At 48.4% G+C, this 14,624-nt stretch carries 14 protein-coding genes; 7 read left to right on the plus strand and 7 right to left on the minus strand.

The features are described from left to right. Window positions 1–26: 26 nt before the first annotated feature. Window positions 27–1,487: a leucyl aminopeptidase family protein gene (locus tag ABF87_RS02015; protein ID WP_160827464.1), complete on the minus strand. Its 1,461-nt coding sequence runs from the start codon at window positions 1,485–1,487 to the stop codon at window positions 27–29. A 172-nt stretch (window positions 1,488–1,659) separates the two neighbouring features. Here ABF87_RS02015 and ABF87_RS02020 point away from each other — a divergent pair, with 172 nt between their 5' ends. Further along, a complete protein-coding gene (locus ABF87_RS02020; RefSeq protein ID WP_160827465.1) occupies window positions 1,660–2,454 on the plus strand; it encodes a thymidylate synthase in 795 nt (264 codons plus the stop codon). Next, the gene (locus tag ABF87_RS02025) at window positions 2,451–2,990 is read left to right on the plus strand and encodes a dihydrofolate reductase (RefSeq protein ID WP_160827466.1); all 540 of its coding nucleotides are present in this window, start codon (window positions 2,451–2,453) and stop codon (window positions 2,988–2,990) included. The genes ABF87_RS02020 and ABF87_RS02025 overlap by 4 nt, the downstream gene beginning before the upstream one ends. Before the next feature lie 90 nt (window positions 2,991–3,080). Here ABF87_RS02025 and ABF87_RS02030 read toward each other — a convergent pair whose 3' ends face one another. From ABF87_RS02030 to apbC, 4 genes are all read right to left on the minus strand, one after another. Then, the gene (locus ABF87_RS02030; RefSeq protein ID WP_160827467.1) at window positions 3,081–4,256 is read right to left on the minus strand and encodes a type III PLP-dependent enzyme; all 1,176 of its coding nucleotides are present in this window, start codon (window positions 4,254–4,256) and stop codon (window positions 3,081–3,083) included. Window positions 4,257–4,620: 364 nt separating this feature from the next. Next, complete coding sequence (locus ABF87_RS02035; protein ID WP_240143478.1) at window positions 4,621–5,850, minus strand: TIGR03790 family protein; 1,230 nt, start codon at window positions 5,848–5,850, stop codon at window positions 4,621–4,623. Window positions 5,851–5,891: 41 nt separating this feature from the next. Further along, window positions 5,892–6,458: a dCTP deaminase gene (dcd, locus tag ABF87_RS02040; RefSeq protein ID WP_160827469.1), complete on the minus strand. Its 567-nt coding sequence runs from the start codon at window positions 6,456–6,458 to the stop codon at window positions 5,892–5,894. An 18-nt stretch (window positions 6,459–6,476) separates the two neighbouring features. Continuing rightward, window positions 6,477–7,565 carry an iron-sulfur cluster carrier protein ApbC gene (apbC, locus tag ABF87_RS02045; protein ID WP_160827470.1) on the minus strand — a complete coding sequence of 363 codons (1,089 nt, stop codon included), beginning with the start codon at window positions 7,563–7,565 and terminating at the stop codon, window positions 6,477–6,479. A gap of 136 nt (window positions 7,566–7,701) precedes the next feature. On the opposite strand from apbC, the gene metG reads away from it, so the two are divergent. From metG to ABF87_RS02070, 5 genes are all read left to right on the plus strand, one after another. Continuing rightward, a complete protein-coding gene (metG, locus tag ABF87_RS02050; protein WP_160827471.1) occupies window positions 7,702–9,825 on the plus strand; it encodes a methionine--tRNA ligase in 2,124 nt (707 codons plus the stop codon). 4 nt (window positions 9,826–9,829) lie between these two features. Beyond that, window positions 9,830–10,198 carry a DUF4440 domain-containing protein gene (locus ABF87_RS02055; RefSeq protein WP_160827472.1) on the plus strand — a complete coding sequence of 123 codons (369 nt, stop codon included), beginning with the start codon at window positions 9,830–9,832 and terminating at the stop codon, window positions 10,196–10,198. 21 nt (window positions 10,199–10,219) lie between these two features. After that, window positions 10,220–10,969, plus strand: coding sequence for a YggS family pyridoxal phosphate-dependent enzyme (locus tag ABF87_RS02060; protein WP_160827473.1), 750 nt, complete (start codon window positions 10,220–10,222; stop codon window positions 10,967–10,969). Window positions 10,970–11,529: 560 nt separating this feature from the next. Further along, window positions 11,530–12,156: a PEP-CTERM sorting domain-containing protein gene (locus ABF87_RS02065; RefSeq protein ID WP_160827474.1), complete on the plus strand. Its 627-nt coding sequence runs from the start codon at window positions 11,530–11,532 to the stop codon at window positions 12,154–12,156. A gap of 183 nt (window positions 12,157–12,339) precedes the next feature. Then, window positions 12,340–13,206 (plus strand): hypothetical protein, encoded by an 867-nt coding sequence (locus ABF87_RS02070; RefSeq protein ID WP_160827475.1) that lies wholly within the window; start codon window positions 12,340–12,342, stop codon window positions 13,204–13,206. A gap of 145 nt (window positions 13,207–13,351) precedes the next feature. Here the strand turns inward: ABF87_RS02070 and ubiE are convergent, their stop codons facing one another. Together ubiE and ABF87_RS02080 are read right to left on the minus strand one after the other, a co-directional pair. Beyond that, entirely contained in the window at window positions 13,352–14,086 is a 735-nt protein-coding gene (gene ubiE, locus ABF87_RS02075) for a bifunctional demethylmenaquinone methyltransferase/2-methoxy-6-polyprenyl-1,4-benzoquinol methylase UbiE (RefSeq protein ID WP_160827476.1), read from the minus strand. Window positions 14,087–14,132: 46 nt separating this feature from the next. Then, complete coding sequence (locus ABF87_RS02080) at window positions 14,133–14,546, minus strand: DUF971 domain-containing protein (protein ID WP_160827477.1); 414 nt, start codon at window positions 14,544–14,546, stop codon at window positions 14,133–14,135. Between the last annotated feature and the right edge of the window lie 78 nt (window positions 14,547–14,624).

Consider the following 14,624-nt stretch of genomic DNA (forward strand, 5'->3'; position numbering starts at 1 on the left):
AGCCGTGATGGGCGAGGTCTTTCTGGTCAGATCTTTTTGAGAAATTCAATGGCCCAGTTGACTCCGAATCCAGTCACTTCACTGTCAACTGCGCCCAGACCTTCCGGATGGCGGCTGGCTGACAAATCCATGTGAAGCCATGGCGTCTCGTTTACAAATCTACGTAGAAAGCAGGCTGCCAGGATATGATCAATTTCTCCGTCCAGCTTACATTGCTTAATATCGGCAATGTGACTTTCCAACTCTTCGTCATAATCTGCGTCCATCGGGAAAGCACATACCCGCTCGCCACTTTCATTGCCTGCCGCAATGGCTTTGGGTATTAAATCGGGGCGATTGCAGAAAATTCCGCTATAGCGTGAGCCGATCGCAGTTTGCATACTGCCGGTCAGTGTTGCAAAGTCTATGATCAAGTCCGGTTTGAGCTTAACGGCAAGGGTGAGGGTATCTGCCAGAACCATGCGGCCTTCGGCATCGGTATGGACAATTTCGATCGATAATCCGTTCAGTGCTGAAATGATGTCATTCTGCTTGTAAGCGGTCGGACTGATATGGTTTTGCGCGATTGCGAGCCAACAATCCATATTGATGGGAAGTTCAGCCCGAGTCGCAGCCAATAGAATGCCCAGAGCAACAGCCGAACCATTCATATCTTCATGCATTCCCTGCATGTGTCGGGCGGGCTTCAAGTTATGCCCGCCGGTATCAAAACAAATGCCTTTACCAACGATGGCGATATTTTTTTGCTGAGTAGAATGTTTCTTGCATTGATACTGCAGATGCACAATGGCGGCATCCTCTGAATGACTGCCTTGGGCGACTGCGACAAAAGCGCCGGCACCGATATCCTTCAGCTTGGTCAAATCGAATTCCTCGTATTTCCAGCCCTCATTGTCCGCCAGCTTGCGGATTTGCTGACGATAGGTTCTGGGTGTTAATTCGTTTGCCGGAAGGACGGTAAGACCACGAGCCAACAGATTACCTTCCGCCAGCGCACGCTGTAATGCGAAGTTTTGCTCGTCTTGATGGCCATATAAAAATATTTTTGCCAGTGAAGTTCTGGTGGGTTTATTTTTTCTGACCGGTAATGCGGCGCCATTGATCCAGGTGACATACACAGCTAATTCTGAGAAGTTTTTTTTCTGATGCGTGGTGCCATATACAGCAATATGGATTTCCGAAGGGTTTTCAACCAATAGGTGCTTGAGTGCCTTGCGGATACAGGTCTGCTGATTGAATATCGATTTGTCGGTATCGATCATGACCCAACTGCATAGTTCGCCGTTTGCGAGATTTGCACTGACCGGCGTGCGATTCAAGTCGGCGAGTTTCATATTGCGCCGCTCAAGTAATTTTTCCAGTGAATCCTCTCCAGGAACGTTATATTTCTTGGGTATTTTATCTAATGTAGGAAGTACGACGAGAATGTATGGTAGCTTAATGGACTGATCGATAGGTGATGTATTCTGGAAAAGTGATGCCAGCATTGATAGCTTTCCTGTCTAGTAGTATTTTTTGAATGACAACGGGAGCCATTGCGTAAGAATGATATTGTCAGTTAACGTTGCTTGCTATTATATACGTCTTATTTGCTGTATGGCTGATATAGCTTCAATGGATGAGTTTATTCTGAATGTGACGAGGAGGTAAATAAGAAGGATGCGACAATATCTCGAGCTAATGCAGCAGGTTCTCGACCATGGGACTCAGAAGACAGACCGCACGGGTACTGGTACCCTTTCCATTTTTGGCTACCAGATGCGTTTTAGTTTGACTGACGGTTTTCCTCTGGTGACGACTAAAAAATGTCATCTGAGATCCATTATTCATGAGTTGCTCTGGTTCCTGCGCGGCGATACCAATATTGCGTATTTGCACCAGAATGGCGTTTCCATATGGGATGAATGGGCTGATGCGCAAGGAAATTTGGGTCCCATTTATGGTCATCAATGGCGCTCATGGACTGCTGCGGATGGAATATATATTGATCAGCTGCAGCAAGTGATCGGACAGATCAAGAAAACGCCTGATTCCAGGCGTATGGTGGTTTCTGCATGGAATGTGGGTGATTTGCCGAAAATGCGCTTGCCGCCCTGTCACGCGCTGTTTCAATTTTATGTCGCAGATAATCGACTGTCATGTCAGCTCTACCAGCGCAGCGCCGATATTTTCCTCGGCGTTCCATTCAATATCGCGTCTTACGCGTTGCTAACAGAATTGATCGCCCACGTTTGCAACCTTATTCCTGGGGATTTCGTGCATACCCTGGGCGATGCACATCTGTATTCGAATCATATCGAACAAGCCCGGGAGCAATTATCACGATCACCCAAGCCGTTACCCACCCTGAAAATAAATCCTCAAATTCAGGACATACTGGATTTCAAGTTTGAAGATTTCACGCTGGAAAATTATGACCCTCACCCGGCGATCAAAGCACCGGTGGCAGTATGACTCTCCCGCGCATATCCCTTCTGGTGGCGATGGCCAAGAATCGTATCATTGGCCAAAATAATAAATTGCCCTGGCACTTGCCGGCCGATCTGAAGCATTTTAAGTTTCTGACCATGGGGCATATCATCATCATGGGACGCAAGACCTATGAGTCCATCGGTAAATCGTTACCGGGTCGCACCAATATTGTGGTTACACATCAGCATCAGTTCAATGCACCCGACGCCATCGTCGTGCATTCCATTGAGAGTGCGCTCAAGGTCAGCGAGGCACAGTCTTCAACCCATGAAATCTTCGTAATAGGGGGAGAGCAATTGTATCGGCAGACATTGCCGATTTGTCAGCGCATCTATATCACCGAAATTCAGCGAGATTTTGCAGGAGATACCGTTTTCCCAACGTTTGATCTCACCGACTGGCAGGAGACAGAACGTGTCAAGCATGTCTCGGAAAATGGCGATTTGGAATATCACTTTGTGGTATTGGATCGGAGAAAGTCCTGTGATAGGTCTCCTGCCTCAACAGGCTTGGATTGATCGATTGCTGGCGATACTGACAATGGTGAGAAATTTGTTCACCATTGTCAGACGCAGTTGAAGGGTTGAACGTGATATAGATAAATGATTTTATATTATGCTGACATCCGGCAGTGGGAAGCCGTTAAAATTGCTGGCGTATGCTGTCGTATAGGCGCCAGCATTCGGGATATAGATAAAATCACCTTCCTGCAGGTCTTTTGGCAGCATGACATCGTGCATCAGAATATCGACCGAGTCACATGTGGGACCGGCAATCGACCAGGGAATGTCGGCGCCTTTCCGATCGGTCAGGATTTCATAACGCAGGCCTTCGGTCATTTCAATGATTCCGCCAAACATACCTGCATCCCAATACATCCAGCGTTTGCCATTTCGAGTTGCTGTGCCGACCACGCGACAGACGAAATAAGCGGAGTCCGATACCAGGTACCGGCCAGGTTCCGCCATGACATGCACATTATTCGGTAAATCTGCAATCGCTTCATTGATGACATCGGCGATGGTTTCAATCGAAGGAATCGGTTTGGTATGGCGTACAGGATAACCTCCACCAATATTCAATAATCGTGGGTCAAGTCCGGCATTCTGCATGTCTGCGAACACTTTTTTAGCTCGTTCGATGCCCACCCGCCAGTTTTGCGGGTTGCGGCATTGGGAACCGACATGGAAGGTAACCCCGGCTAGATCTGCATGCAGTTTGACCGCTTCGATGATGATTTCATTGATATCCGCCAGATGAGTGCCAAATTTTCCTGCTAGCGGCCAATCACTGCCAATATTGGGTGTATCAATGCGCAGATACATTTTTGCATCGGCTTTCACACTCACAATTTTTCTTAATTCTTCTATGCTGTCAATGACATACCATTCCACCCCATGAGCGGCGGCATATTCCAGATAAGCTCTGGATTTCATCGGATTGCTATAGAATATTTCGGCAGCAGGCACGCCCAGTTTCAACAGTACATCGAGCTCAGCAATCGAAGCAATTTCAAAGCCGACGCCTTCTTCGATCAGCGTTTTGAGTACGCGTTGATCAGGATTGGCTTTCACGGCGTAATGCGGATGAACTCGCGGCATCGCAGCTTTGAATCGTCGGGCTTTCTGGCGGATGATATTGCTATCGACCAATAAAAATGGGCGTTGATAGCCTTTTTTTAAGGCATTCTGAATATGCTTGAAATCCAGACTGACTTCTGGATGGGAATCGAATGAAACGTCAGGTTGATCGAATTTGGGGAGTGTAGAAGAAATTGTACGCATTTGAGTTTTCCTTTTAAATGACTACGTTTCAGGAATATGGGCGTTGACTGAATCAACCGAAGCAAAATAGTTCTTGGTGCCTTTCATGATGACCTCCTTCAAGTGATGAAGACTGCATAGTTCTGTTTGCTCGCATTATAGACTGCATTGCTGGCAAATCAAGTGTTTTTTCAAATTGCCATTAAATTTCTGCTTTGCACCTATAGTCCATTCAAAACAACGTGTTGAGTAACAATTTTTTCTGCTGGATTTGACGGTATTTTCTAGGAAAAGTTTATAGCTAGAAAAAAATTTTTGCGGATAAAAAGTTAACGATTAATGGAACTGTTTGATCAAAAGATCGATATTTCGATTTTTTTGAATTTCAATGCCATTGCAAACGAAGATAACCTTCTTTTTTTTCGTTGAAATTAAACTGGAATACATTCTCGCCGCGATGAATGGGGTGTTCGTGAGCAATGGGTTTGAAAGGGCCGGCAGCGGCAGCCGATTCTTCAATTTTCAAGATGCTGGCGTTGGGCGAGAAGATTTTGAGCTCAAATTGGTCGATATCGACTTTGCGCAGCAAGGGAGCGAACGGTTTGGCCAGAGGTTCGCCGATGAAAATGCCCTGTCCTGGCCAGGCGACGCTTTTCCAATACGCTTCTATAGCCGTAGCGCCGGTCGCGTAATGGAACATGGCAACTACTGCCGATGGAAATTTTTGCGGATAACTACAAGGCTCAACCACTGTGCCATAGCTTGCCGTGGCGCCTGCTTCCAGCCAGCGCAGGCTGCTCATCTGCCGGGAACTGGTCAGCACGCCGCCAGCCGAGGTCAGGTGATCCGCCAGCGCTCCCGGTAAAAAATTGAGCGACTGCAGCATATTGACTTCAGGCAAACCCGTAAAATAAAAAAGCACATCGCGCCGGTTGGCAATTACATCAGTATCCAGCAGCTGCACTGCAAAAACACCGAGGAATTCTTCCGCCGCCATTTTAAAGCCGCTGGAGCGACTATTACGCGCCTTGTCCGAAGTACTCAGCAAATAGGCGGTGCCGTCCGGAAAGCTGTGGTCGGATGCTACGCCCCGATCAATGAGTTTCTTGACCTGCTCGAATGATAAGCCTGCGAGCATCATTGCTGGGCGGATCTGGTGATCGTTCGCCGGGTAGCGGCTGGAGGAATTGAAATAAGGATTGGGAGCAGTCGGTGTACATTGCTTGGAGCAGAATTTTTTGTCAAACCCAAACGCAAGTGCCGATGTCAATGACATGCAGCCGACCCGATAAGGTTCTGTCCAGGCTACTGCATACGCTTGTATATGACTGCGTGTGCGTTCGTCGATGATGGTCTTGAGTTGCTTGAATTCCTTGATGGGAAGAACGCGGCGGTCGGACGGAAATCGCAGATGGATGACGTTCTCAGCAGGAATTTTTCGGGCTTTTTGATAATAATCGCCAATCTGCCGGGATAGAGGATCGGCGTCATTGACAATCAGCGCAATATCGTCCGGCGTGAAGCCGGTGTGTGGCAGCGAAATATGTTGTTGTGCTTCGGCCCGGAATGCGGTGAAAAAAACAAGAAAGCTTATCAGGACAACAAGCTTTTGCATTGTGAGGTTCATGTCGGGCATATCGGATTGCACAGTGTGCATTAAATTTTTGGTAACGTTACCCCATGTTGTCCTTGGTATTTTCCGCCGCGATCCTTATAAGACGTTTCGCAGACCTCGTCCGATTCGAAAAATATCACCTGAGCGACCCCTTCGTCAGCATAAATCTTGGCCGGGAGTGGGGTAGTGTTGGAAAATTCCAGCGTGACATAGCCTTCCCATTCCGGTTCGAACGGCGTGACATTGACGATGATTCCACAGCGCGCATAGGTCGATTTGCCCAGGCAGATCGTTAGTACATTCCGCGGAATGCGAAAATATTCGACCGTGCGCGCCAGCGCGAATGAATTCGGTGGAATGATGCAGACATCGCTTTTGACGTCGATAAATGAATTCGAATCAAAATTCTTTGGATCGACGATGGTGGAATTGATGTTGGTGAATAACTTGAATTCGTTCGAACAACGGATATCGTAGCCATAACTCGAAGTGCCGTATGAGACGATGCGGTTGCCGTCTTTAAAGCGGATCTGGTCGGGCTCGAAGGGCTCGATCATGCCATGCTCCAGAGCCATCCGCCGTATCCATTTATCTGATTTGATCGTCATCTTAATAAGCAATGACTTCTAGTCATTTTCCATAATGATCTTGGCGAACAATTCCGAGTGATCTTCGGCAGATTCAGCCACCTTGACAGCAATGCGCCGGGCAATCAACCGATATATTTCGGCAATGTGACTTTCGGGTTCGGCAACCACACTCGGTTTACCGGTGTCGGTATGTTCGCGAATACGGATATCCAACGGCAAGGCGCCGAGGAATTCCACCTGGTAGTCACGGCACATTTTTTCACCGCCGCCCGTTCCAAAAATAGGCTCGGTATGACCGCACTGAGAACAGGTATGAGTGCTCATGTTTTCCACGATACCGAGGATCGGTATGCCGACCTTTTCAAACATTTTCAGCCCCTTGCGAGCGTCGAGCAAAGCGATATCCTGCGGCGTAGTTACAATGACAGCGCCAGTCACCGGTATTTTCTGCGCGAGCGTCAATTGAATATCGCCCGTGCCTGGCGGCAGATCGACAATGAGATAATCCAGATCTTTCCAATTGGTATCATTCAATAATTGTTGCAAAGCCTGGGTGACCATCGGGCCGCGCCATACCATCGGCGTTTCGACATCGATCAGCAACCCGATCGACATCGCCTGAATGCCATGCGCTATCACCGGTTCCATGGTTTTGCCATCGAGTGATTCGGGATGATGGGTTATTCCCAACATCTGAGGTTGCGATGGGCCATAGATATCGGCATCCAGAATGCCGACCGATGCGCCTTCTGCTGCGAGTGCAAGCGCAAGGTTGACAGCGGTTGCGGATTTTCCGACACCGCCTTTGCCCGATGCGACGGCGATGATATTTTTAACGCCAGGGATCAATTTGACGCCTTTTTGCACGCTATGCGGAATAATTTTGCTGCTCACTGTCACCGTAATCTTGCCAATGCCGGGTATCGAGGCTAGCGCATCCGTAATCTGCTGCTGGATATTATTTTTGACGCTTTGGGCCGGATAACCCAACGCAATATCGATGGTTACGTTTGTCTGATCGATTTGGATGGCGCCAACCGCATTTGACGCCACATAGTCCTTGCCGGTCGTCGGATCGATGGTGTGCTGCAAGATTGACTGGATCTGTTGCTCGGAAATTGTCACTGCGAAACTCCTTTTTTACGGCCGCGTATTCTAATTTGGCGGTTAAGAATTTAATTCGGAGATGGTAACAAATATCAGGAATCGATACACAGTTTGTTACAATTGGGGTTATTTAATTCCGGCGCGTCAATCATTAATGAACAAGCGAAAAATTCTGGTCACCTCCGCATTGCCTTATGCCAATGGCAGTATTCATCTGGGGCATCTGGTCGAGTACATACAAACCGATATTTGGGTGCGATTCCAGAAAATGCGTGGCCATTCGGTGTATTACGTGTGTGCGGACGATACCCATGGTACGCCCATCATGCTGCGCGCGGAAAAAGAAGGGATTACGCCGGAAACGTTGATTGTGCGTGTGCATGAGGAACATCTGGGCGATTTCACGGGTTTTCATATTCAGTTCGATAATTACTACAGCACCCATTCACCGGAAACGCGTCAGTTTTCGGAAGAGATTTACTCCAAATTGAAAGATGCCGGATTGATTGCTGTGCGGGGAATCGAGCAGTTATACGATCCTGTCAAACAGATGTTCTTACCGGATCGTTTTGTCAAGGGTGAGTGCCCGAAATGCGGTGCCAAGGATCAGTACGGCGATTCCTGCGAAGTATGCGGTGCCGCATATGCACCCACTGAATTGAAGAATCCATATTCCGCAATATCCGGTGCAGAGCCCATCAAAAAATCCTCGGAACATTATTTCTTCAGCCTGTCTGATCCGCGCTGCAGTGATTTTCTGCGCAGTTGGACGCGGGAAGGCGATCATCTGCAGCCGGAAGCCGCCAATAAAATGCGGGAATGGCTCGGTGAAGCAGGAGAAAACAAATTATCGGATTGGGATATTTCCCGCGATGCGCCCTATTTTGGCTTTGAGATACCGGACGCGCCAGGTAAATATTTTTATGTCTGGCTCGATGCGCCGATTGGTTACATGGGTAGTTTCAAGAATTTATGCGACAGTGAACACATTCCGTTTGATGAGTTCTGGCAGCCGCAATTGCTATCCAATACCAAGACCGAGCTTTATCATTTCATCGGAAAGGATATTCTGTATTTTCATGCGTTGTTCTGGCCCGCAATGCTGCAGAATGCCGGCTATCGTACCCCGACAAAAATTTTTGCGCATGGTTTTCTGACCGTGAACGGTGAAAAGATGAGCAAATCGCGTGGTACTTTCATTACCGCAGCAAGCTATCTCACGCAAGGCTTGAACCCCGAATGGCTGCGCTATTACTATGCAGCCAAGCTTAACAGCACGCTGGAAGACATCGATCTGAACCTGGAGGACTTCGTGGCGCGCGTCAATTCTGACCTGGTCGGGAAATTCATCAATATCGCGAGCCGTTGTGCCGGCTTTATCAGCAAGCGATTCGATGGCCAACTGGTCGATGGCGCACGATATCAGCATCTGTGCTCAGTGGTGGACGAACGTTTCGCGGCGTGGCGACCTGATCAGATAGAACAGGCTTTCGAGCAGCGTGAATTTTCCGCTGCCGTTCGTCAAATCATGAAATTTGCCGATGAAGCGAATGAGACCATCCATGAATTGGCGCCTTGGGAAATCGCCAAGGATCCGCAACGGATTGACGAATTGCTGAGCGCCTGCAGCCTGGGGATACAGCTTTTTTATTTGCTGTCGTGCTATTTGAAGCCCATTCTGCCGGAAACGGCCCGGCGCATCGAGCACTTCTTAAATTGTGAAGTCCTGACCTGGCCGTCGCTGAAGGATGATCAACCGGTTTCGGATTTGCTGTTGCCGGCCGGGCATCGGATCAACGTTTATCAGCATCTGATGACGCGCGTGGATTCGAAGCAAGTCGATGCCTTGGTCGCCGCAAACATTCATAGCCTGGCGCCATCAGGTGCGCAAGCGGACTCTCCTGCGCGGCATGCGCAGAAACAGCAGCATAGCGTGACGCCGATTGCCGATATGATTTCGATTGCCGACTTCAGCAAGATCGACCTGCGCGTGGCCAGAATTGTCAGCGCCGAACAGGTAACGGGAGCGGAGAAATTATTGAAATTGACGCTCGATATCGGCAATGAGCAACGCACAGTATTTGCCGGCATCAAAGCTGCGTATGATCCGGAACAATTGCAGGGTCGGCTGACGGTGATGGTCGCAAACCTCGCGCCACGGCAAATGAAGTTCGGTTTATCGCAGGGTATGGTGCTGGCGGCAGGCGGCAGCAGTTCCGGAGAATTGTTCATACTTTCTCCTGATGCCGGCGCGCAACCCGGCATGCGCGTCAAGTAACCGGATGCATATTGCCGAGCTGATTGAGCAGCGAGAGCGGGCATTGCTGCAGACTGACTGGAACGCCAATCCAAAATTGATTGATGAATTCCTGGCGGTGGAATTTGAGGAAATCAGCGGCAACGGGCAGATCACTACCCGGCAGGATGTCGTGAGTTGGTTAATGCACAAGAAGAATGATGCGGAATGGTCATTGATGAATTTCAGAATTAAGATGCTGACTGATGAAATCGTATTGGCCAATTATTCGATACGCTCATCTGTGAAGCCGGGCAATGCTTGCAAAGGTTCGATGCGAACATCGATCTGGCAGCTACAGCAGGGACAGTGGAAAATGATATTTCATCAAGCGATACAATTTACCGATCCATAAAGAAGTCGAGCGGAGAACACAGTGGAACTCAACGAAGAACAGCAATTCAACGATATCAAGAATAATCTCGCAACCGTCCAGCAGCGTATCGCCGAGGCCTGTAAAAAAGCGGGTCGCAATCCGGCCAGCGTGCGGTTGTTGCCGGTTACCAAAACCGTATCGGCGGAACGTTTACGCATCGCATACGCTGCAGGTTGCATAGAAATGGGTGAAAACAAGATCCAGGAAGCACGCGAGAAATCCGAAGCACTGCAGGATCTGGGTATCAAATGGTCGATCATTGGTCATCTGCAAACCAACAAAGCCAAATATCTGGCGCGTTTTGCGAATGAATTTCAGGCACTGGATAGCCTCAAGGTAGCTGAGGAACTTGATAAGCGTTTGCAGAATGAGGGCAGGGCGATCGATGTGTACGTGCAAGTCAACAGCTCTGGAGAAGCCAGTAAATTCGGCCTGCCGCCCGAAGCCGTGCGTGATTTCGTACAACAATTGCCTAATTATTCATCGCTGCGGATCAAAGGCTTGATGACGTTGGCGATATTTTCATCCGATCATGACCGGGTGCGCGAATGCTTCGTCAAGATGCGGGACATCCAAGCCATGCTGCGCCAGGAAGCGCCGGTGGGACTCTCATTCGATGAGCTGTCAATGGGCATGTCGGGAGATTACGAATTGGCCATCGAAGAAGGTGCGACCGTGGTTCGCGTTGGCCAAGCCATTTTCGGTAAACGGCCGTTGCCTGACAGTTACTATTGGCCCGGTCTGGGTTAGTTTGAATTAGTCGAACAGACGGATGTGGGCATCGATGAGCGCGTATGTCGGTAATAATATTGCCCGTTCCAGGTAGCAACGCTAGCTGCCTGCGTTGATCATGTCGCCAAAAATTTCTGCAAATAATTTGAAGAAAATATTGAGAACGATAATGAACAAAATTAATTCTAGTATGATTTTCATAGTATCGACCGCGCATGATGCAGGATGACTGGAATTCTAGAATATTATGGTCATAATGTCACACTGAATACCCTGTAACCGCGACGTTGACCAGCCTTCTGACAGGCTTGTGAGGAACGTAGGCAATCTAGCACTGCTTGCTGATTTTTAGTGGAATGGCGCCATACTCCACCCCTTCTGTGCTTTAAGTTCTCCTCGGCAATCGACGGTTGTACTGATGAATTCCCGAATAAAAGCAGAATTACCACCTTTCTCCGCTTATCGAATCTTTTTCGTTGTGATCATAATGCAATGCAGCAACCTGATGTCAGCGGATTCCGACATAAATCGGCATGCTCCGACATCGGACGATACATTCTTTTTGAGGAGAGAAGTGAATGGCACAACTACTCGCAATTGCGTCATTGTTGATCAGTTTTCAAGCATCAGCATTATCAATCGAATGGATTCCTTTGGAAACCCCAGAGAGAAATGGGCATATTTCGAGTATTGATGGGAATTCAGTGCTTGATTACAACAATGCGGGACGAGGCGGGATCGAATGGCAGGTTTCGGGGATTGGTCCAACCGGTGGCCTGGGGCTGCGGGAATTATGGCTGTACGATGATTCAGCTGCCGGTATTCCTGGAACGAGCGAGGCAACGACGCTGTTCTCGGTCATCAGTAACAGTGTCGGCTTTGTGATGGCCGGTGATCATAATGATGGCCTGGCGCAGTTTTTTGTCGACGACGTTGATGTCGGCACCTACGATTTATTCCAGACGGGTCACCGAACGTTAGTGGTATCTGGTTTGGCACCCATCGCACACTCCTTACGAATCGTGCAACTAGGACAGCATAACCCGAACTCGGCCAAGGGAGATGTTGCGATCATTGGCGGAGCGGCTTTCAATGTTCCGATAGCTGCGATCCCGGAACCGGAAACGTATTTGATGTTAGTGGCCGGATTGGCATTGATCGGCATGCAGATTCGCTCCAAACAGCATGCTGTTATCCGCCGCTGAGCAAAGTGGTAAAGAAGATTACTGAGCTCGGTCATACTGCGTTACAATCGACCTAAAATATTAATTTCCTCTTGTTTTTTCAAAGTTTTTGAAAAAGCATTGCCTTGATGAAACGAGGAAGCATCAAGCATAATGGGGATTAGAGCTTCCCACCATTTTTAGCGAACTATTGGAGCGAATTACATGAAGTTCTCGATTAAATACTGGCTTGTTACCACCAGCGCATTTCTTGTGTTGGGTCATGCATCCATGGTTTCTGCTGATTTAAACAGCGATACCGAGAAATTATTGAACTGGGCTGAAACTACGTATCCCAATTATTTTCCTACTCATCAGATTACGCAAGGCATCGAGCCATGGCTATTCCGGTATTATCCTGATAGCAAAATATATGCAGGAGTCAATAAGACCAGTAATGATGTGTATGTAATGGGTGGGCCATGGGGCGATACTCCTGCGCGAATTGCATCGCTGGCAGAATTGATGGTGCAAATTCCTGCTGATCCTGGTAATAACACAGCTTGCGATACTACCAATGTGCCTCAAGGCATGACCTATAATCAAAACGGTAATGTTATCAACATTGCCACGAATGGATGTATCCCCTTGCCCGAAAATAGCAATCTCTGCGAAACACCTCAACAACCGACAGCGACGGGCATTTCCGTGCTGACGACCATGACTGCGAATGCGCCACCCGCCTTCGGAGGAATTACCATTTCCGATCCAAGCGTTGCACAGCTATTTCAACCGATGCTGAGCACATATACGAGCAGTAAGCACTGTGTGGTGCATGTGCCTGCTGAATCCGCTAATCTGGTGGTCAATACTAATGTTTGCTTTGATATGACGTCGGTATTCCAGGACTTTGGAAGTGTGCCGGGCGTAACGATTACTCCACCGGTTACAATGGCGCTAAACAACACTACTTCTAGCGTGATTGTACCCGACTGTTTTGCTACGGACGCGAGCTCAATCTATAACGCCGTGACGAATGAGGCGTGGATCAATCAGAACGGTACGTTTGTGAATGTCACAAGCAAACGCTAACAGCATGATGAGATAGCCTGCAGCGGCCAAAGCGAAATCAGGTCAGGATGTGCTTGTTTAGAAGGAATGAACAAGCACTTCGAGCCTGATTTCATGCCGCACGGTTACGGCTGCGAAGCAGACGGAGCAGCTTTTCAGGGCTTTCCTAGAATTTATATCCGCGATGTAATGCTACGATCCCGGCAGTCATATTGAAATATTCGACACGGTCGAATCCGACCTGCTGCATCAGCTCCTTCAATTCTTCCTGGGAAGGATGCATACGGATGGATTCCGCCAGATAGCGATAACTTTCCGCGTCACTGGCGAAGACTTTTCCCATGACGGGGAGTAATTTGAACGAATAGGTGTCATAGGCATGCCGCAGAGGTCCCCAGATTTTGGAGAATTCGAGCACGATGACGGTGCCGCCCGGTTTGATCACACGCAACATTTCCTTCAAAGCGGCATCTTTATGCGTCATGTTTCTGAGACCGAATGCCACGCTGACACAATTGAAATAGTTGTCAGGGTAAGGCAGTTTTTCCGCATCGCATTGCGCGGCAGGGGTTGGGGTGCCTTCGTCGATCAGTCGATCACGACCGATCGATAGCATAGAATTGTTGATGTCTGTCAGCCATACTTCGCCCGAGTTGCCTACTTTCTGAATGAATAAGGCGCTTAAATCGCCTGTTCCGCCGGCGATATCCAGGACCTTGTCACCTTTCTTGACGCCGCTGACTTCGATTGTGAACCGCTTCCACAGGCGATGCAAACCCACGGACATTAGGTCATTCATCAGATTGTAGCGTTCTGCCACCGAATGAAAGACATCAGCGACTTTGCCGGCTTTTTCTTCTTCCGCAACGGTATTAAAGCCAAAATGCGTGGTTTTTGTCATAGTTGAAATAAGTTGAAGTTGATGAGTAGTTTATTGGAAATTATGACTAATGGCTGCACGAATGCGTTTTGCCTGGCGAATTCGCTTCGTGTTCACGACTCGCACTGGCTTCTTGCATGCGTTGCAGGTAACGTTGCCACATGCTGTCTTGATCGAGGCCGTATTGATAGAGCAAATCCCATGAATAAAGTCCAGTATTATGGCCATCGGTAAAGTGAAGTTGTATGGCATAATGCCCGACAGGCTCAATTTTCATGATATTGACCATTTTTTTGCCGGTTTGCAGCACTTCTTGCCCTGGGCCATGACCACCCACCTCTGCGGATGGAGAATGCACGCGTAAAAATTCACAGGGAAAATGGAAGGTCTTGCCATCCGAAAATGAAATATCGAGGATTCGGGATTGTTGATGTAATTTGATTTCTGTCGGGTGCGGAGTGTTTTTGGTTAAACCGGCCATATCCTGTCACTCATAGATCAGTGGTTAAAATATAAAATATCGGTAGCCATTGTAGCAAAAACTGTACGGAAAATTTTT

Origin of the sequence: Nitrosomonas sp. JL21 (assembly GCF_009833095.1) — a bacterium.
Classification (GTDB): domain Bacteria; phylum Pseudomonadota; class Gammaproteobacteria; order Burkholderiales; family Nitrosomonadaceae; genus Nitrosomonas.